Annotated in this window: 15 protein-coding genes; 7 read left to right on the plus strand and 8 right to left on the minus strand. The window is 57.9% G+C overall.

Annotated elements, in window-relative coordinates:
• Positions 1-19: 19 nt before the first annotated feature.
• The 4 genes from TBK1r_RS03980 to TBK1r_RS03995 form a co-directional block, all read right to left on the minus strand.
• Positions 20-430, minus strand: a complete 411-nt coding sequence (locus TBK1r_RS03980; protein WP_145207633.1) for a flagellar protein FliS — start codon at positions 428-430, stop codon at positions 20-22.
• A 48-nt stretch (positions 431-478) separates the two neighbouring features.
• Entirely contained in the window at positions 479-2,470 is a 1,992-nt protein-coding gene (gene fliD, locus TBK1r_RS03985; RefSeq protein WP_145207634.1) for a flagellar filament capping protein FliD, read from the minus strand.
• Between the two features lie 422 nt (positions 2,471-2,892).
• The gene (locus TBK1r_RS03990) at positions 2,893-4,305 is read right to left on the minus strand and encodes a flagellin N-terminal helical domain-containing protein (protein WP_145207635.1); all 1,413 of its coding nucleotides are present in this window, start codon (positions 4,303-4,305) and stop codon (positions 2,893-2,895) included.
• Between the two features lie 95 nt (positions 4,306-4,400).
• Complete coding sequence (locus tag TBK1r_RS03995; protein ID WP_145207636.1) at positions 4,401-4,694, minus strand: flagellar biosynthesis anti-sigma factor FlgM; 294 nt, start codon at positions 4,692-4,694, stop codon at positions 4,401-4,403.
• 211 nt (positions 4,695-4,905) lie between these two features.
• Between TBK1r_RS03995 and TBK1r_RS04000 the strand changes: the two genes are divergently transcribed.
• From TBK1r_RS04000 to TBK1r_RS04030, 7 genes are all read left to right on the plus strand, one after another.
• A complete protein-coding gene (locus tag TBK1r_RS04000; protein ID WP_145207637.1) occupies positions 4,906-7,167 on the plus strand; it encodes a tetratricopeptide repeat protein in 2,262 nt (753 codons plus the stop codon).
• Complete coding sequence (locus TBK1r_RS04005; RefSeq protein WP_145207638.1) at positions 7,164-8,207, plus strand: tetratricopeptide repeat protein; 1,044 nt, start codon at positions 7,164-7,166, stop codon at positions 8,205-8,207. The genes TBK1r_RS04000 and TBK1r_RS04005 overlap by 4 nt, the downstream gene beginning before the upstream one ends.
• Positions 8,194-8,580, plus strand: a complete 387-nt coding sequence (locus tag TBK1r_RS04010; protein WP_145207639.1) for a hypothetical protein — start codon at positions 8,194-8,196, stop codon at positions 8,578-8,580. The genes TBK1r_RS04005 and TBK1r_RS04010 overlap by 14 nt, the downstream gene beginning before the upstream one ends.
• A 36-nt stretch (positions 8,581-8,616) precedes the next feature.
• Positions 8,617-9,654, plus strand: a complete 1,038-nt coding sequence (locus TBK1r_RS04015) for a sigma-54 interaction domain-containing protein (protein ID WP_145207640.1) — start codon at positions 8,617-8,619, stop codon at positions 9,652-9,654.
• 464 nt (positions 9,655-10,118) lie between these two features.
• Entirely contained in the window at positions 10,119-12,059 is a 1,941-nt protein-coding gene (locus TBK1r_RS04020) for a flagellar hook-length control protein FliK (RefSeq protein ID WP_419580946.1), read from the plus strand.
• A 10-nt stretch (positions 12,060-12,069) separates the two neighbouring features.
• Positions 12,070-12,435, plus strand: a complete 366-nt coding sequence (locus TBK1r_RS04025) for a flagellar hook capping FlgD N-terminal domain-containing protein (protein ID WP_372896381.1) — start codon at positions 12,070-12,072, stop codon at positions 12,433-12,435.
• Positions 12,436-12,546: 111 nt separating this feature from the next.
• Entirely contained in the window at positions 12,547-14,190 is a 1,644-nt protein-coding gene (locus tag TBK1r_RS04030) for a flagellar hook protein FlgE (protein ID WP_145207643.1), read from the plus strand.
• A gap of 311 nt (positions 14,191-14,501) precedes the next feature.
• Here the strand turns inward: TBK1r_RS04030 and TBK1r_RS04035 are convergent, their stop codons facing one another.
• The 4 genes from TBK1r_RS04035 to TBK1r_RS04050 all read right to left on the minus strand — a co-directional run bounded on the left by TBK1r_RS04035 (position 14,502) and on the right by TBK1r_RS04050 (position 19,078).
• A complete protein-coding gene (locus TBK1r_RS04035) occupies positions 14,502-14,720 on the minus strand; it encodes a hypothetical protein (protein ID WP_095740768.1) in 219 nt (72 codons plus the stop codon).
• Between the two features lie 54 nt (positions 14,721-14,774).
• Positions 14,775-15,173 carry an HU family DNA-binding protein gene (locus TBK1r_RS04040; RefSeq protein ID WP_145207644.1) on the minus strand — a complete coding sequence of 133 codons (399 nt, stop codon included), beginning with the start codon at positions 15,171-15,173 and terminating at the stop codon, positions 14,775-14,777.
• A 500-nt stretch (positions 15,174-15,673) separates the two neighbouring features.
• Positions 15,674-16,798 carry a hypothetical protein gene (locus tag TBK1r_RS04045; RefSeq protein WP_372896383.1) on the minus strand — a complete coding sequence of 375 codons (1,125 nt, stop codon included), beginning with the start codon at positions 16,796-16,798 and terminating at the stop codon, positions 15,674-15,676.
• Positions 16,799-16,957: 159 nt separating this feature from the next.
• On the minus strand, positions 16,958-19,078 hold the full coding sequence (locus TBK1r_RS04050; protein WP_145207645.1) for a vWA domain-containing protein: 2,121 nt from the start codon (positions 19,076-19,078) through the stop codon (positions 16,958-16,960).
• Positions 19,079-19,114 lie beyond the last annotated feature (36 nt).

The following is a 19,114-nucleotide window of genomic DNA, read 5'->3' on the forward strand; positions in this document are numbered from 1 at the left end:
CTCAATCAACAGGCCCCGATTAGGCGATCGATTCGAAGGTGTCGGTTTCGGGGAGCGCGGGGATGGTGCCTTGACGTTCCATCTCGTTGGCTTGGTCGGCGATTTGGGCAAAGCCATCGCGAATTTGACCGAGGAGCTTCTTGCCGGTTGCGTAGTCCTTGGCGTCGAACTGGACCATCACGAAATGCAGCAGACGCGCGATGTTGAAGGCGACTTCGTCTTCGTCGGGTTTGAGTCCCGCGTGAATCGTCATGATGGTTTTTCGCAGCGCCAACTCGTGCTTGCAATACAGCGTTTGGTCGCCCGCTTCGGCGGCAATTTCGCAGGATTCGATTTCGCCGATCGCACGATCGTAAAGCATCAGCAATAAGTCGACGCGTGTCCAACCACGTTTGATACTCGTTCGTTGGTAGGTCTTGAGCAGATTCATTCACTATCCCCTGTGCACAAATGCCGTGTGAAGTTGCCGTATGGAGTGTTACTTTTTGTTGTTGCTGAAGTTACCCAGCGACGTTAATTGGGTTGAAATGAAGTTCCCGGTGGTCTGCAGTTCGTTGATGATGCTTTCCAGCGCCGTGAATTCTGCGATCAGGTATTCACGTTTGGATTCGGTCAGTTTTTCGACCTGTTCGATGGACTTGTCGATCGACGCGATTCTGGATTCGAAGGTTTCGTTGACTGTCTTGAGCAGTCCGGTTTCGGCATCCAAGACGCTGCGGATGTAGTCGTTGAGGCGACCGGTGATGCCTTGCGTCACCGTGAGTTCGGCCTCGCTACCGGAGTTGATCTGGGCGGCCGTGAGGGTGACTTCGACCCGCAAGTCGGCGGTGTTTTCGTTGTCGGGATCGCCGGTGAGTATTCGTCCGGTTCCTTTGGCGATTTCTTCGACGCCATTGACCAGAAAGCGACCGGCAACGTTTTGGCCGGCATCGTTTTCGCTGCCGGTAAATCCGAGGATCGAGGCTGCGGTGCCGTTCAGGCTGGAGATGTTGGCGGCGGAACCGTAAGCCTCGGTCGTGATACTGAGTCGGTTGTCACTGCCGACACTGACATCGACTTGATGGACGCCGAGGGTGGAGGAACTGTTGATGACCGATTCGAGGTGGGCGGCCAATTCGCTGGTGGTGTAGGTTCCGGGATTCAGTGTCAGGGTTTCGCTGACGATACTGTCGACGGTGATTTCAAAACTGTTGTTGGTTCCATCGACCACGATGCTTGCTGCGGCGGCGTTGGTGGCGGTGACCAATGCCTGCTCGGCGGCTTGTGTGATGTCGACTTCGTAGGGCGTTTGAGACGGCTCGGTTCGTCCGGTGCCGCCGAGGAATCGGACACCGGAGCTGGTGGAGACGCCATTGAGTCCGAACAGATTTCGGATGTCTTTGACGTCGATACCTTCCAGTTCGCCTTTGAGGGCCTGGTCCAGTTTTGCAGAATCGATGGCCAGTTTCCCCTGCAGGTCCAGATCGACACCGATTTCACTGAGCCGCGCGACGGCGGAATCGGGCACCGTTTCGGAGACGATGGTCAGCAATTTGTTCTTGATGGTGCTGGCCGACCGATCGCCCAGCAGTGGGTTACCGACTTCGGTATCGGGGTTGTATTGCGATTGAGTGTCGATGAATTCGATGATCGTGTTGAAGTTATCGACGAATCCTTGCACTGCTTCCTTGGCCGATTCGGTATCGGCTTCGATATTGATGTTGATCACACCGCCGGGATCGGCCTTGTTGAGTTCCAGGGCGACGTTTTCGATCAGGCCATCGACGGTATTGGAGTCGTATTCGGCCGAGATCGCCCCGATACCCGAGCCGAGTTTGACGATCGCGTTGAGCGGGGGTTGAACGGCGGGGCCTGAAAAATCGGGCAGCACACCGCTCAGCGGATCTTGCGCGCTGTTGACGGTGATGGAATTCACTGCACCGGTGCGTTTTGAAGACAGCAGGATGCGGTGGGAACCGGCAGCTTGGTCGAACACGATGCTCGCATTGATGTCTTCGACTTGCTCATTGATCGTGTTGACGAAGCCTTTGAGCGTATTGTTGCTGGCGTTGATATTGATCGTCTGTTCGGCTCGGTCGCCGACTTTGAACGTGATATCGCCGCTGGCGATTTGATCGGTGGTCGAGGAGAAGCCTTGCGAGGCGACCTGGTGGGCGGTGGCGAGTTGCTCGACGCTGATTTGGTAATTGGAGGCGATCGCACCGCTGCCGGGCGTCGCGGTGACGACGTCTTCGTTGGTGCTGGAGGCAACCCGGGCGTCAAAGACCGAGTTGGTGGCTCGGTTGAGACGCGTCAACGAGGACTGAAGCGTGACTAGTTGCGCCTCGATGCCTTTAAACGAAGTCTGCTTGGTGGCGACCTCGGCTTTGCGCGAGTTGAACGTATCGATTTGTTGTTGCTGGAACCCGAGCAGGCTATCGATGATGCCGCTGGTGTCAAATCCAGAAACGATCCCGTCAATGGTGAACATCGTCAATTAACTCGTGGCGAAGTATTGCCGCGTGGGCATTTCGAGCGTCAGGAAGCGGGCTCTCACGCTGCGGGTCGCGTCGGAACATGGCAGCCCAAGAGCGCAGCACCCTGACGGGTTTCAGTCATCCAAGTTGATCACGTCGCGAGTCCGTTCTGGTCTCACCCCAGATTGCTCCATCGGAAACCTAGATCGCTTGCATCGTGATGTTCACGCAAAAGTTTGAACCGACGGTAAACCCCCACGCCTAATCCGAAGGACGGCTAAGGTTTCACTTTGCTTAAAAAAGATCAGCGTACCCACCGCGGTCGCGCCGCCGATTTGATCAGGCGGCGGGAGCGCGGAGAGTACGCTGACGCGGGCCGCCGAGAGTGGAAAGGGTGGATTTCCAAACTCGGCGGTGAGTCTCAGTCTGGTCTGTCTTACTGAAGCAGTGACAGAACCGATTGCGACGTTTGGTTGGCACTGGAGAGCACCGAAGTTCCTGCTTGCACCAAGATTTGATTGTTGGTGAATTTGGAGATTTCTTCGGCGAAGTCCGTGTCACGAATGACCGATTCGGCGTTGACGGTGTTTTCCAGAGTCGATCGCATGTTGTTGGCGATCGATTCGAGCGTGTTGGACTGGAACGCACCCAGTTCGCCTCGCATGTTCGACAGCTCGTCGATCGATGCGTCGATCACCTTCAACGCGTCTTGAGCGTTGTCGAAGGAGGTGACGTCGATTTCGTTCAAGCTGTTGAACTTCGATCCGGTCACTGCAACGCCCATGGCGTCGGCGTTGACCGATTGGATCGAGATTTGAGCGGTCTGGTTTTGGTTGGCACCGATTTGGAAGACCAGGGCGTTGTTCTGGATCGAAACGTTGCCCTGAGCACCGGTTTCGGTCAGAACGGCGTTGGTGGCCAATTCGCCGATGCGGACGACCGTGCCTTTGGACGAACCGGAAACGCTGGTCAGGGTGTTGCCCTTACCGGAAGCGGCAACGCCGTCGATGGTACCGGCGATGTTGGCACCTTGGTCGGTATCGAGGGTCGTACCGAAACCGGACGACGTACCCGCAGCAGCGGTATCGGAAACGACTTCGATTTCTGCTTCGGAGCCGAATTCGATCGATCGCAGACGGGTTCCGCCGGAGATGTCTTCGGCGACGACGCCGGTTTGGTCGGTGAATTCGTTGATTCGAGCGACCACGCCGGCTCGGCTCAGGCCCGAGTTCAGGGTGATGCTGACGCCGTTGACCGAAAGGACTTCGTCGGCGGCCAGGTTGCCGGTTTGCGAGGTCCCTGCGGTGATGTTGGCTCGTTCACCTTGGCCGGTGATGGCGACGGCGTAGGTTCCGTCGCTGGTGTTGCTTCCGCCCTTGAGGAACGTGACATCGGTGTCGGAAGTGGTACCGGTGACACCGGCGGTTCCGTCGAGCAACGTTTTCTCGCCGAACTGGGTGTTGGCGGCGATCCGGTTGATCGTGTCCAAGGCGTTGTCGATTTCCGCCTGGTTGGCGGCGAAGGCGTCGGCGTCGTTGACGCCAGAGTTTGCCGAATCGAGTGCCAGCGAACGGACCTTGATCAGGATGCTGTTGATCTCGTTCAGAGCGCCTTCAGCGGTTTGGACGACGGCGACAGCCTTTTCGGTGTTGTCGATGGCGGTTCGAAGACCGGCGATTTGAGCACGTTGTTTCTCCGAAATCACGAGAGCAGCAGGACCGTCTGCACCCCGGTTGACTTTGAAACCCGTCGACAGTCGTTCGATCGACTTGTTCAACGCGTTCGAAGATCGGTTCAAATTGTTGCGGGCATTCAGAGCGCCGACGTTGTTGGTTATTGTTAAGCTCATTTCTCTTGCTAACTCTGGATTAGGGATTCAAAGAAACGTCCGTGACAATGAGTGCATCCGTGGCTCTTGCGTGTGAAGGAGGACCCCCCGCAAGATTACAAGTCGAGAATTGACCTGGCCGTATCGACCGCAGCCTCTTTGGTCAGGTATTCGCCGCTTTGTATTTTCAGTTTGACTGCTTCCACCACGGACTCTCGCACATCAGCTGACTGCTTGAGGACCTGTGATAAATCGCGGATCGAATCAAGTTGAATCGGGGTCGAGGGCGCCGAAGACTGAGCCGCCGAAGCCTGGGTCGGCGATGACGTCTCACTCTGCTGTGCCGTCGACTGGGAATCGAGCCGCTTGTATTGAGCGGGCTGCGAATTTCCAATTGGGTTGATTCTCATTTTTCTCTCTCCGCAATGGGTGACTGAAATGGGTTGTCGAGAGGCCGGTGGCGAACTTGCGTATAAATTCTTCAAGCCGCAAAGCTTTTTTAGTCGATACAGTCGTAGCGAATGAAGGGACAATAGCGCATGTCCGGAATGCGCCAAATCCATCGCTTTTCCAAGCCCCATCCGATTGATGCGGGCGACGTCTCATGCAGGATGCAACACGGTGTTTCGAGCGGAAGTCTTGTGGATTTCAGTGTTTCTGGCGATCGGTGCGGTCGGCGGGCTGGTCTACAATTGGCCCTCGGAGCCGGAGGTGGACGTCGAGTCGCCGGTTGTCGTTGAGCCGTCCCCGGCCGTCGAGGTTGCCGCCGACTCCGCTGCCGAACCGGCCGCGAGCGAAGAATCGGGAGCTGTGAAACCTGCATTGGGGGTGAACCCTCAGGCAGCGCTGGCGGATCCCGATGCGGTCTCGGGGATCTGGAATGACTCCGGTCCGTCGTCGCAGCGTAGCCAGCCGATCGACTTCGGCGTGCTCGAGTTGGGCGATCGCCTATTGCTCGGCGGGAATTCGATCGGTGCCGTCAAGCACTACAGCAAGCTCTGGCAGCAAGCCAATCTGCCGGTCGACTGTGCCGTTCTGATCCGGCTGGGTTTGGCGTCGGAGTTGGCGGGATTGCATCAGCAAGCCGAAAAGCATTACCACAGTGCCATCCGTGTTGCGAAGAAGGGCTCGGCACAGCAATTGGTCAGTCTGTTGGGGTTGGCCCGGCTTTGGGAACGCGAAGGTCAGTTGGGTGAAGCGATCTCGCTGTTGGGTGAGTTGTTTCTGGTCTACTCGCATGAGGGCTACCCGGTGATCATTCGGGAGTCGATTCATCAGCAATTGGCCGACTGCCTGCAGCGGCGACTGCTCGCCAGTCAAGTCGTTATCGAGGCGCTGCGAAAAGAGCCGATGGAGTACCATTGGTCCCCGGTGATGGTGGAGCCGATTCTTGAGCTGGCTGATTTCAAGTCGCCGACCGACCCGCCGGCAAATCCTGCGTCAGGGTTGAAGCTGCTGCAGGACTATGACGGTGGCGTCTCGCTGATGCTGGTGCAGGCTCATATGGAAGGCATCTCGGTGTTGGAGCTGATTTCAGAGTTGCAGCGACTGTCTGGGTTGCAGGTCATTGTGACCGAGCAGGCCAAGTCGTCGCTGGTCGGGCGTCTGGCGGATGTTGATTCGCCCGTGATGCCCGTCTCGATGTTGTTGGATCACGTGCTGGAGCCGATGGCGTTGGCTTGGAGTCAATCCGAAGGCGTGTTGACGATCATGGCACGCGATGAGTTGACGTCCAAGGATCTGGCTTCGTTCGACTTAGCCCGTGCGCAGCGAATCTTGCGGCAGGTTCAGTTAAGCCTCAACAAGGAGGAAGGGCTGGGGCATGCCAGCGGTGTCGAGCGTACCGCCGCGGCGATCATGAACGAGGGCAACAACGCTCGTCTGTCTGGCGGCTGGGATGTTGCGGTGGAAAAATACCGTTCGGCCCGAGATGTTGGTCCGGCTGATGAACTCAGTGCCAAGCTGTATTTCAACGAGGCATCGCTCTCGCTTGTTCGTGGCGAGAAACTTAACGCCTTGCATTCGAGTTACATGGCGCTCGATCAAACCTTGTCGGCGGAGCTTCAGGCTCAGGTCTATTCAATGATCGCGGACTTGGAGTTGGAATTTGGTCAGTTGGAGAAATCGATCACGGCGGCGTCACGTGGATTGCGGCGGGCCGACGACCCGGCAGTGTTCGCACGAGCCGCGATGACGCTTGCGAAGGCGTATTTGTTGACGGGAGATCCGTATTCTGCGAATGCCGTGCTGTTTGAAGCGTCGCCTAGCTTGAGCGGCGGGGCATTGGAGCGGCTGGCGAGTGTGTTTTCCTCGTTCGCGAGGTTTCAGCATGTCGGGCCAACGCTCGGGTTGCAGGATGAAGGGCAACGCGTGGTGTTGGCCCTGGCGGCGCTGCAGCCGGACGATGTCGTTTCGTATGCTGATGCGTTGGTCGTTTCCAAGGCCTATTCGGCGGTCGGTTTGCGATCCAATGCCATCGATCGCTTGAACGAGGCATTGGACATCGCCCCGGCTGGTTATTGGAACGAGCGGATTCGGTTGCAACTTGCAGAGATGTACTATGCTTCGCAGGCGTTAGACAAAGCGAACGAGACGATTGAGTCGTTCGGGACGGTTTCTGCAACGCTGTTGCCCAGGGTGTTGTACCTGCACGCGTCGATTCAATTGGAATTAGGGAATCTGGAGCAAAGTGAAGCGATCTGTCGGCGTCTGTTGAGCATGGACATCGATCAGGAGATTCAGTCCAGTGCGCTGGAAAAGCTCGGTCAAACGCTGCAGCGATCGGGTGACCACTACGCTGCCGCCTTGTGCTTTGCGGGGCTGTTGCCCAAGTCCGAAGGGGCGGCGTCAGAGGCTGGCGGTGAAACGGCGGTGTCGCCATGAAAGTTCGAACACAACCCTCAGAAGGCTGCGTCACGTTGATTGCAAGAGTATTCGGTAAGCGTCTGTTGGTGTTTCCGCTGGTCGCGTTGTGGGGGCTGGCGGGGCCGGTGTGTGGTCAAGCGACCGAACGGGACGCGCCGTCGCTGCGTTCGATGATGACCGGTAATTCTGCAAGTAACCAAAACGTGCAAGATCGTCTCGATGCCCTGATCAAGACCACGCAGGAGGCCCGGTTGGAACGTCAATCGGCAGGCGATCCAGCGTCCCAGCCAGAGACGCAGCCGGCGTCCCAATCGGGGCGGCCGAGTGCTTGGGTTCCTGGCGGCGGCTCTGTCGATGGTGACGGGGCGGCCGATGGCACGGAGGCTGGGTCATCGGCGGGGCGGTCAACCAGAAGTCTGTCTGAGATTCGCGAACGCATTCGGATTCTTCAGCGGCTTCGTCGTGACCGAATGATGGCCGCGCCGACCGGGCAAGCGTCCGGGATCCCTGGGGGGACCGCAGCGCCCACGCTGTCCGTGCCCAGCGGCGACGTGATTCAAGCGGATCCGGTTGGTCGTCCCGGGGCGGCAGCAGACTCTGGCTCGGCGCTGTCGTCCATCGACGACAGCTTGAACAATGCGGCTCCGGTAAGCGATGCCGCTGAAGAACCTGCGCCCGAAGCCGACAGGCCCGCTGAGCGGATTCTGCCCAATCCGGTCAATGCCATGGCGCTCGGCGAAAGCCTCTACCGTACCGGAAATTATGAATCGGCACTCAAGGCGTTTCGCTCTGTATCGGTCGATGCGCTTTCCCAGTCCGACCGCACCTGGCTGGATCTGCTGATCGCGCTGTGCCAACGTAAACTCGGCGAATTTGAGAAAGCTCAGGGAACGCTGCGGGAGATCGCCAATGAAGAATCGACGGATTATCCCGTCAAAGCAGCCAAGTGGTGGCTTAAGTATGCAGAGGCTGCGGATGGAACACAGGTGAAATTCAATCGCGTGTCAACAGAATTCGATGCCCTCCTGGAAAGGTCAGAAACCTATGTTAGCCCATGAAGAACAGACGCTGATCGACTACACCATCAAGCTCAAGCAGCAGTACCAGTCTCTCAGTGAGATCGTCGATGCGATTGAACGCGAGCCCGGACGTGGTGTCGAGGCGATCAACGAGCAGATGAAGCAAATCAAGCAGACCGAGGATCTGCTGCGACCGCTCCGCGAGCGTTATCAAGAGGAACATGAGCACGCCAGCGGGCAGATCAAGGCCTTGACGGACGAGACCATCGACGTGGTCAAATCGTTGATGCCGAAATTGGCCGGCCTGGAGAAAGCGTCGGTCGACTCACTGCGACGGCTGTTTCCAAAAATTCAAGGAAGTGTACGCGCGGTGCAAATGCAAAACGCCTATCGGGGGAACCATCACGCCTGACGCGACCTTCGGGATTCGCATCCGTGCGTCTTTAGGATGATTATCACTCAATCACCAAAAATCAAACAGCTGATCAAGTTTGCTCAGCGAGCGGGGCGTTCGAGTGCCCCGGTGTTGCTGACCGGTGAAAGCGGTACCGGCAAGGAGCTGTTTGCCGAACTGATCCATCAATCCAGTCCCAGGTCGTCCAAGGCCATGGTGACGGTCAACTGCGCCGCGCTTCCAGAGAATCTGCTCGAAAGCGAACTCTTTGGGCATGAGAAGGGCGCTTTCTCCGGCGCCGTCGCGGCGCGGCAAGGACGGTTCGAGTTGGCCAACGACGGCACACTGATGCTCGATGAAGTCAGCGAAATTCCGATCGCGTCTCAGGCGAAATTGCTGCGTGTTTTGGAATCGAAGCGATTCGAACGCGTCGGCAATAGCACGCCGATTGACCACGATGTACGAATCGTCGCGGCATCCAACAGAGACCTTCAACACGAAATCGACGAAGGCAATTTTCGGCTGGACCTGTTCCACCGAATCAATGTGATTGAAATTGTGATTCCGCCACTGCGTGAGAGGATCGGTGACATTCCGCCGTTGGCGATGCATTTCATCGGGCAATTCAAACACGAGGGCGAAGTCGAAATCGAAGGTTTGGATGCGCCTGCGATGAAGGCGCTGGCCCGTCATGATTGGCCGGGAAATGTTCGCGAGCTACGCAATGTGATTCACCGGGCTTGCGTGTTGTCGGACGGTCCGAGAATCAGCGTCGAGCATCTGGGGCTGCCCGAGACCGCTGAGTCCGTGGACCGGCGGAGCGGCCACAGCGCTCACGCCGGCGTCGCAGACCGTACAGCAGACCGCGAATCGGACCGTGCAGCAGATGGCGAGGATCAACCGGAGCCGCTGCCGGAGCGTTGGCTGCATACGCATTTGGAAGAGGTCGAACGGCAGATCATTACCGCTGCGATTGATCGCTTCGGCAATCGGCGTTTGGTTGCGGAAAAATTGGGAGTCTCGCCGCGAACGCTGACCAATAAAATCAAGCGATACCGCGAAAGTCCGGGCGAGGGTCGCAAGGCAGCCTGAGTGCTCTGTCCAGATGAAGTTGCGGTTGCGTTTGTCGCGCGGAAAAGGGGTCAGGTACCAAAAACCAAATGGCCCATTGGGTGCTTCGCATTTTTGGTACCCGACCCCTTTTCCGCGGCACCCTAAATCAAATAGCTGACGGAGCACTGAGGAAACAATTGCCTCTGGCGATGCAGGATTTTCCGCGCCGATGACTTGAGGAAATTTCAGAAATGACGGTTGATCATTCTGCGTAAATGACCCGCCGATAAGCAAGCTATTTTGAGCCTCTGATGAGTTTGGCACAGCGTTTGCCAAGTGTTCCGCTGACGTGTCTGCGGACTGAAACTCACTTCGAGGAAAAAATGGCAAACCTCATTTTCGATTTCCCTTGCACGACGTCTTGCTCCGATAAGCTGCCGTCGTCTCAATCGAAGGGCAAGTCGGCAGATGCAGCCGGAGCGGCTGAGTCGTTTGAGTCAGTTGTGAAGAAGCTTCTGGCAAGCGATGATCCCGACGCCCAAGCGGAGGCGTCAGCAGTTGCGACGGCCAATGCCGCGGCATCCACCACTGAATTTGTCGTCGCTCAGGCAACTGGCAGCGATGGCGAGACTTCAGAGCGGCCGGACACCGATTGGGAATCGGCAAGCTTGGTGGTCGACGCGATGCCGCAAGATGATGCAGGCGACGCGAGCGACGTCAGCACGCAAGGTGATGCGATGGCGATCCCAGTCGATCCGTTGCTGTCGCCGCATTTCGGGCTGACCGATGGTTTGTCGTCCGTCCTTCGTGACGACGCGAATCATGGCGACGTCGATGCGGTCTCCACAGCAGATGCCGACGCTGCAATGGAAGCTGAGGTGATGGAAGCTGAGGTGTTGGAAGCTGACGCCGAGGGATTTGCCGATCTTGGGGCCGAGGGGCTGCTGGTCGACGGCACCGAACCGGTGAATGGTGCGGATGCTTCCGATGACGATGCTTCCGATACCGATACCGATGCTTCCGATGCCGAGCTTTCCTCGGACGCTCGAAGCGATGCAACGGTTTTCGACGCGGTCAGCAACGCGGACGTTCAGCCTGCGGAGACTCACGCTGCCGAAACCAAAACACCGCTGGACGACCGCGGTAACGCAAACCAACGCGAACGTGCCGAGAAAGCCCATCTGCCCGATGAGTTCGCGTCATCGAAGGACGATCAGGCGAACTCGCAAGCAGGGGCTGTGCCGTCACAGGTTGATCGGGTTGGTAATGCAACGGCCGAGGCAGGAAATGGCGAGCGCCAGGACGACCGATGGGAGTCAGCAAAGCTCGCGGATGATGCAGCGGCGATCTTCGGGACTGCCGAGGGACTGCAAGTGCAAGCCGTTGTCGGAGCTGACTCGGTCGATGGAGTCGAGGGGCTGAGTGAATCCAGCGGACCGGTTTCCGGAGTCGCGACGCTGCAGCAAGCCGCCGAGTCACCTGGAGTCGCCGAATCACCCGAATCCGCCGAGTCAAATTCTCGGGTGGCAGATCGTTTCGACAGCGAAGTCACATCGAACGAACGAGACCGGGCGAACGATGTTGATGCGGCCGCCGACGACACCGTCACTGAACAGCTTGCCGGGCAAAATGCTCAACCACAAATCGCATCGGGGTTGGCGTCCGACTCGGCCGGTGAAACCGCCCATGAAAATGCTCCCGCCATGGGAGCAATCCAACCGGTGTCGAAAGAGTCGGCCGACGACTCGGAATCGCTGGACAGTCAAGATGCCGGCGAGCTGTTTGTCGATTCAGAAGTGCTTGAGTCGGTGTCGATCGATACGCAAAGCCAAACCGAACTTGATGGGCAACCGTCTTCTCGCGGTGATTCGTTTGACGCGATGGTTTCGGGTGAACCGATCGATGTGACCCCGGACCTGAGCGAACAGCCCTCGGTCGTGCCGATCGAGTCTCCGTTCAATGCGGCGGCCGAAATGGTTGTCGACCAGGAGATCCTGGAGACACTTTCGTTGGAAGAATTCATTTCGCAGTCACCGGCATCACCGGAAGCGGTCAAAAAGTCGGCTGAAGTGATCAGCGATGCGATGCGATCGAGTCTGCAGCTTGAAGGACAGACCGTCCGTGTCGAAATTCATCCGGCCGAACTGGGAACATTGAAGATTCAGGTCACGCAGTCCGATCAAGCGATCGAAACACAGATCATCGCAACCGAATTCGTCACCAGCGAGTTATTGACCAGTCATCGCGACCAGTTGATGGAGGCCCTCTCGGATCTCGGATTCGAAACATCCGACATCAACATTTCATACGACGATCAATCGTCGACAGAATCGGATGGTCGTCAACCGACCGCCGAACATCGCTACCAATCAAAACCAGAAACAACGCAGACGCAGGGGAGCCGAGCATCGGTTTCCGGCGGCGGCGTCAACATCGTGGCATAAGGAGAGACAGATGGAAGGAATCACCTCGCAATCCGCTTCAATCGACTACTTTCAGTTGTTGACCGTTCAACTTCAGCACCAGGATCCGGTGGATCCCGTTGATCAGGAAGGTTTGATCAATGACTTGACGCAGTTTTCCATTTTGGAAGGGATCGAAAACCTCAATGCGTCATTCAACCAATACATGCAGCTGCAGGAACTGACGCAGGGTGTCAACCTGATCGGCAAGTCCGTCGACTACCTCGATGAAGCATCGGGTTCGATCAAATCCGGTGTCGCGACCGACGTCTTCAATATCGATGACTCCATCCAGGTACTCGTCGATGGTCAGACCGTTTCCCTGGATCAAATCGCACGCGTGGCCGAGGCCGCGTAACAACCGGGACGGCTACCAAACCGGGAGGTCGAACCTCCCGCTGAACTCTCTCCCTTTTTCTCTCTTTCATTTCATTTCCATCCAAACATCTACCATCTTTAGGGGCAACCTATGTCTAGATCTTTGATGACCGGCATCACCGGACTTCGCACCCATCAACAAAAACTTGACGTCGTCGCCAATAACCTGGCCAACATGAACACGGTGGGGTTCAAATCTCAATCGGCCGTGTTCAGCGACTTGATGTACAACGTCGCTCGGGGAGCGTCGGCGGCCACCGAAGACAGCGGCGGCATCAATCCGCAAGCGATCGGAACGGGGGTGCAGACTGCACAGATCACGCGAAGCTTTACTCAGGGGACGTTGGAATCGACCTCGCAAATCTTTGACTTTGCGATTCAGGGCGAAGGCTTTTTTACGTTAGCTGGTCAGTCCAACGACAACGTCTACTCGCGTGCGGGAGCCTTCTCGCTGGATTCAAACGGTCGCTTGGTCGACCCGGCGACCGGATTTTTGGTGCAGCGAATGGGGGATGTCGGCGAAGGGGCCGACGGCGGTGTCGCGTTCCAAGACATCGGCGAAAGCTACATCAACGTTCCGATCGGCGCGCCGATCGCCGGCGAAGCAAGCAGCATGGTGAACTTCACCGGCAACCTGCCGTCAAGTTCTTCGCCGCCGGTTGCCGAAGTGCTGCAGTCCTTCACTGGATTCTCCACGTCGTCCGGAGTGGCCGATGGAACCACATTGCTGAACGATTTGACCATCAACACGACGGACTATGTCGCCGGTGACGTGATTGAGATCTCCGGGACGAATCCCGACGGGACGCCCTTTTCCGCGAACTTGAACGCGGAGACCGCTACGCTTCAAGATCTCGTCGACTCGCTCAACGGTGCGTTGACCGGCGCGACGGCTGCTCTGGCCGCCGACGGTACGCTTTCGGTCACTTCGGACACGACCGGCGAGGGGTTTCTCAGTCTGTTGCTTCGCGATGCGTCGGGCAACGTGGGCGGATCAAGTTTCTCTGCCAACTCGATGTTTCTCAGCACCCAGGGCAGCAACGGTGACACGTTTGAGTTGTCCATGGAAGTGTTTGACGTTCGAGGCGAAAGCCACCGGATCAATTTTGACTTTTTGAAAGAGTCCGCGAATACCTGGTCGGTCACCGCCGACATTCGTGCCGAATCGGGGGTGTTGATCGACAACTCCGTACTGAATCTGACGTTCAACGAGGACGGCAGCTATGGTTTGGCTGGGCTGACCGGGGTGGGCGACGCGAACATCGAGATCCAATTCAATGGAATCACCGCACCGCAAGAGATCGCGTTGGATTTCTCCGGACTGAGCCATCTCGCGACGGATTTTTCGATCACTCAGATGCAAGACGGTATCCCACCGGGGTCGCTGACGTCTGTCGCGGTCTCGACAACCGGCGAGCTGACGGGCTTGGCTTCCAACGGACGGGCGATTCCGCTTGCCCAACTCGCGATCGCCACGTTCAGCAATCCCAACGCACTCGACGCCGTGGGCAGCAACTATTTCAAGCAGTCGATGAGCAGCGGAGAAGCATCGCTGGGAAGCGGAATGTCCGGTAACCGAGGACAGATCATGGGAGGCCAGCTTGAGCGTTCCAATGTGGATATCGCCCAAGAGTTCACCCAATTGATCGTCGCCCAGCGTGGTTTCTCGGCCAACGCACGGACGATTACCGTGTCGGACGAAATGCTGGAAGAGCTGACCAACATCATCCGGTAACGTGAGCGTGCTTAGGCAGGCTTCGGTTTGACACCATGGGTACGTCGATGACGCCAAGGGGCATTGAGCCTCTTGGCGTTTTTCGTTTCAACGGCTGCGTTTGCCGAGGTGTTAGCGGCAGGACGCAAGGCCTCCGGTTCCTCATCGTTACCCGAACACCGGAGGGCTCGCGCCCTGCCGCTAATAGTGCTTCACAGAACACCGGAGGGCTCGCGCCCTGCCGCTAATAGTGCTTCGCGGAACACCGGAGGGCTCGCGCCCTGCCGCTAATAGTGCTTCGCAGCGTTGCCTATTGGGTCCTTGTCCGCAGCTTACATGATGCCGCCGTGAGTCCGGATCGGAGTCAGGTGACTGGGCGAATCAAGGAACCAGAATCGTTCCCACTCGTCGATCACCGACCGCATGTCTTCGGAGGTGTAGAGCAACTGCTGGACGCGGCGTTCAGGACGCGGCGAATAGATCGGAAGAAAGCATCCGACGGAGCTGCTGACGCAGACGGCCAGCATGGTGAGTTGGAACAAGCGACGCATAGGACGTTCCTCCGTGAACGTTTTCAGTTGGGCCACGACCCCTGTGACGATCGATTAATCTTCGTCCCAGCGACCGGTAATCTTGTTGGACGGCGTGGTATCGGTTGGGGAAACCTGGGCACCGGCGTTCGCTTCGTCAACGTCACCTGACAGCTCGTCATGGTGAACGTCGAGTTCTGCGTCCTGAACCCTGACCTCCATGTACTTACCAGGCTTGAAGGTAACGACGTACTTTTCCGGTACGATCACCTCGTCGCCTGTCCGGGGATTGCGCGCACGGCGTGCAGCCCTCGGCTTGACTTCAAAGACGCCAAAATTCCTCAGCTCGATTCGACCCTCGCGGACAAGCGTCTCGATAATCGAATCAAAGGTCTTTTGGACGATCTTCTTCGTCTGTTGTTGCGTTAGGCCTACTTCGTCAGAAATCGTTCGGACGATGTCTTTCTTGGTCACTCCCGACTCCTGCTGGCTCTCCGCCGACCCAAAATACGCTTGAGGGCGAATGATGTAACCCTTTGCAAGCTTTCAACTTAAAGGCCGAAGCATAGGGATGCCGGAGTCGGTCGTCAAGCCAACGCCCCCATGTGATCGGGGGCGGATTTCTGGCAAAGCAGACCGCTCTTGGTATGAATGTCGGCATCTTCGCACCGGATTCTTGAAGCATTCCGCATAACCGGAAAAATTGTTGCGACTGGAGCGTCGTCGGGGCCGGTTGCCTGGCTGCCGTCGCCGGACGGCGGAGCATCCACGCTCTGGCGGGCGTGGATGCGGCAGCTGTTTGAGGATGAAAACTGCGGTTCCCATTGATGGCGGGAAGGTACCGGTGCGTTTTCGGTAGAGAGCGGGGGGGCGGGCGGTCAGGCAAACCGACATCAACATTTTCCCCCGACGATTCGCCCCTCGCCGTTGATGCCGCCGGCGAGCGGCAGCGAATGTGGTCGACGTCGCAGCAGTTACCGCAGAGCGCTATACAGGCTACGCTTGCTGGCTTTGGGGATGGCAATCGGTGTCGGCTGGACGTCAAACGGGATCATGGCGACATGATTCGCTGCGACGCCTTGGCGACCGGGAACACGTTTGGCGTGTGCCGCATTGAGGGCGCTGTATTGTTGCATCAGCCGACGAATTTCCGGCTCATACTGAAATCCACCGCCGGGCAATTCACGACCGAGTGATTCAAAGCTGCCGATGGTGACGACGGAGCGATCGCGGTCGTGGTACTGGTAGGCTTCCTCGCCCTGCTTGCGAAGTTCTTTGACCATCTTGTCCGCTTGACGGGCGAATTTGGCCATCCGCTCTTCGCTCGGCTTGAATTTGTCCTGGTTCTTGGCGCCAAGAATCGTTCCACAGGCGTTGAAGGTTCGGACCACGACGGTGAACTTGCCATCGGCTTCCAACAGGTTGTGGTCGGTGCCTTCGTTGAGTTGTTTGACGAATGAATCGACTTCGGGTTGTTGAAAGAACCCTTCGGGCAGCAGCGGATTTCGGGTGACGAAGGCGGCGGCCATTGGGTTGCGACCGCGGCCTTTACGTGATTTGAACAATTGCTCGCCGAACGCCTTGATCATCGACGCGGGAGATTCGGTGTTGTATTCGGCGGCGACATCGTCGGGATCGCGGAACACATCGAGGTCTGCCGATTTGAGGCGTTCAAGGTCCCGGTCGATGCTTTCGTGGTTGACCGAGTCGTATTCGCCGACCAAGACGGCATACGCCTGGTATTGGTGGGGGTTCGCATAGCGGGCCCGTCGGCCGGTCGCGTTGTCTTCGCCGGCGGTGCCGGTGAAATTGAATTCTTCTTTGTAGATGAACGCGGGCAATCGAAGCTCACTGCGGATTTCGACAGCGGTTCGTTGGGCACGGTCTTTGGCGTCTTCACCCACAAAAGTCGTTGCGAGCAACAGCCAGGGTCCATCCTCTTCGGTCAGCACGAACGAGTCCGCTTCGTCGATCGGTTTTGATTTTCCGAACAGCCGCAACAAGCTCGGTGGGGCAGCCTGGGCTGGGGCGGCGGACAGCCCGGTGACAACGGCGGCGGTGCAAAACGCGGCAAACGAACGTCGGGAGGGACGCATCATCGGTTGGTTTCCCTGGATTATCGAGTCGATAGATCGTCAACTCGTCCCTAGGTAACAAATCCGATGTCGGGGGCGAAAGAGAGTTTTGGCGGGAGAGGTGCATCACGCGCCGGTCGCTGACGCTTCCCGCTGGAAACACGTCGCCGCGTCCGGTTCGGGCTACAGCTTCGGCACGGGGCGTTTGGGTGCTTTTTGGAGCATCCGTTTTTGATCGTCGCTGGCCGGCCGCGGGGGATTGTTGTTGTTGCCCGGGTTGCGTCGTGGCGGCGGCGACAGATCGGTAAAATCTTCGGTCCATGTCCATCCGATCGGCACTTCCAGCTCCTTCTTGGCGAGCAATTCCCACGGTGTTCCGGGGTGCTCCTTGACGACGGTCTCGAGCAGCATTTTGGCCGTTTCGGCTTCGCGTTTCCATTTGCTGCCGACGGTCACTTCGTCGCTCGGCTCGAGAATCCAGGTGTTGTTCTTTTCTTTTTCGAACGACATGCCCAATTTCGCTTTGGCCAACATGGCATTGTACGTTTCGGTGCGGACTTTCTGGGCCAGGACGCGTCCCATGGCGAGATCGAAGCCGGCGCGCCAACGCGGACTCTCTTCGGACTCTCGGTACTTCATGCCCGGTTCCAGCGTCATCGCCATCCGTGCCAGGGGCTGCTCGAGTCGCGCTGCGTCTTGCTGTGCGCGGGTCAAGTCGCCCGACAGTCGGGCTTGGTCGGTTCCGATGAAACGCAGTCTTGGGCGGCTGATGCCGGTGACCGGTTTGAGTTGGGCCGCGGTGACCAGGGCGGTGCGCAAGGGGCTCGATTTGACTTTGGCGACGTAATCGCGCGGCGACAAATAGTCGGGGCGATAGCGAGACATCGCGGCCGGGTCAAAGAAGTACTCCATGTCCGAAGCGTACGCGGCCACGTCACGCTTGTTGACTCGGCGAGAAACGTTGCGATTGGGGTGGACGTTGAAGTAGATCCCACCGGTTTCATAGCTCAGACGCGTCAACGCGTAGGGGCCGAAGCCGCTGTCGATCGTCGGCTCTTCTTCGAAGTTGGCGGTGAACGGCAATTGGACGCGCTCGGGCAAAAACGACTCGGGGCCTTGGTCGACCGATGCCCATTGCGGGGATTGGTCGTACTTGGGATCGGGATCGATGTACTTGACCAACGTTTCGCGGCGTCCGAAGGGAGCCGGGACGCCGATGATGTGAACCGGCATACCGTATTTGCGGCAAATCTCGATCGTGTCTTCGACCTGCTGTTCGTCATCGCCACGTTCGTCGGTGACGACGATCAACAGCACGTTCCGCTGCGGTTCGTTGCCGCCGCGGCTGACGCGCAGCGACTTGTACTGTTCGGCGGCGCTTTTGACGGCGGTGAAGACGCGTTCCATGCCGGATGCGTCGGTTTCGATGTTGTCGACGATCTGTTTGATTTCGTCGACGTCTTCGGTAGGCGTCTCGGTGTAGAGCGTGATTTTTTCGCCGAACCCGATGACGGAATTGAGCAATTGGGCGTCGTGGTTCATGCCGCGTCGACGTTGCGCGGCCAGCTCTTTCTCGTCCTTGGCTTTGGCGTCAGCGATAATGCCCAACTCGTCATAGATCCGGTCGAATCGGTCGCGGATCTCTCTTCGTTGGCGGTGCAGCGATCCGCTTTGGTCGAACAGCCAGACGACCAACGTCGGACGCTCTTCCATCGATTGCAGAATTTCGAAGGTGAGACGATCGACGGCACCGGCCGCGCCGCTGGCGCCTTCGCCGACGGTGCCTTTGCGGTCGGTCAGGCGGTCCATGGGGGCCATCGGTTGGGAAAATATTCGATTGACTTCGATGTCGCCCAAATCGCTTTTTTCAAGTTCGACGGGACTGGGGATCTCGGCGATTTCCGCGAACATTTCAGCCGACGCGTCCGCCATCTCGGCCTCGGCGGTGCTGTTGGCGCCGATCGCGATCTCCGGCATTTCGCTGAACACCACCTCTTCCACCAGCGGTTCGGATTCGGTTTCCACCGGGGGTGAAACGATCACGACCGCTTCTTCGTCTTTAAAAACGGCGCTGGGCGCGATCGCCAACGAGACGATGATCAAGATATGCACGGCCATGCTGCCAATCAGCGCCGCGGACTCGTCCGTCTGCAGAACCGGTTCTTCTTCCAGCTCCTCCTCGTCCCAGGCATCGACCTCTTCCAGATCCTGATCCCCCAGACCCTGATCCTCCAGATCGACAGCGTCGACGGGACGCTCCGGAAACTCGGCCGAATCGGTGCTGGGAAATTCAGTGGTACTCATGCTAACATCCGATCCTGGAAAACTTGCAGAGAGGGG

This window comes from Stieleria magnilauensis (assembly GCA_007753675.1).
Lineage (GTDB): Bacteria > Planctomycetota > Planctomycetia > Pirellulales > Pirellulaceae > Stieleria > Stieleria magnilauensis.

Bases quoted from the DNA above. Each gene is read 5' to 3' on its own strand.
- TBK1r_RS04025 (WP_372896381.1), top strand. From the start codon at position 12,070: ATGGAAGGAATCACCTCGCAATCCGCTTCAATCGACTACTTTCAGTTG.
- TBK1r_RS03995 (WP_145207636.1), bottom strand. From the start codon at position 4,694: ATGAGAATCAACCCAATTGGAAATTCGCAGCCCGCTCAATACAAGCGG.
- TBK1r_RS04015 (WP_145207640.1), top strand. From the start codon at position 8,617: ATGATTATCACTCAATCACCAAAAATCAAACAGCTGATCAAGTTTGCT.
- TBK1r_RS04030 (WP_145207643.1), top strand. From the start codon at position 12,547: ATGTCTAGATCTTTGATGACCGGCATCACCGGACTTCGCACCCATCAA.
- TBK1r_RS04005 (WP_145207638.1), top strand. From the start codon at position 7,164: ATGAAAGTTCGAACACAACCCTCAGAAGGCTGCGTCACGTTGATTGCA.
- TBK1r_RS04010 (WP_145207639.1), top strand. From the start codon at position 8,194: ATGTTAGCCCATGAAGAACAGACGCTGATCGACTACACCATCAAGCTC.
- fliD (WP_145207634.1), bottom strand. From the start codon at position 2,470: ATGTTCACCATTGACGGGATCGTTTCTGGATTTGACACCAGCGGCATC.
- TBK1r_RS04045 (WP_372896383.1), bottom strand. From the start codon at position 16,798: ATGATGCGTCCCTCCCGACGTTCGTTTGCCGCGTTTTGCACCGCCGCC.
- TBK1r_RS03980 (WP_145207633.1), bottom strand. From the start codon at position 430: ATGAATCTGCTCAAGACCTACCAACGAACGAGTATCAAACGTGGTTGG.
- TBK1r_RS04035 (WP_095740768.1), bottom strand. From the start codon at position 14,720: ATGCGTCGCTTGTTCCAACTCACCATGCTGGCCGTCTGCGTCAGCAGC.
- TBK1r_RS03990 (WP_145207635.1), bottom strand. From the start codon at position 4,305: ATGAGCTTAACAATAACCAACAACGTCGGCGCTCTGAATGCCCGCAAC.
- TBK1r_RS04050 (WP_145207645.1), bottom strand. From the start codon at position 19,078: ATGAGTACCACTGAATTTCCCAGCACCGATTCGGCCGAGTTTCCGGAG.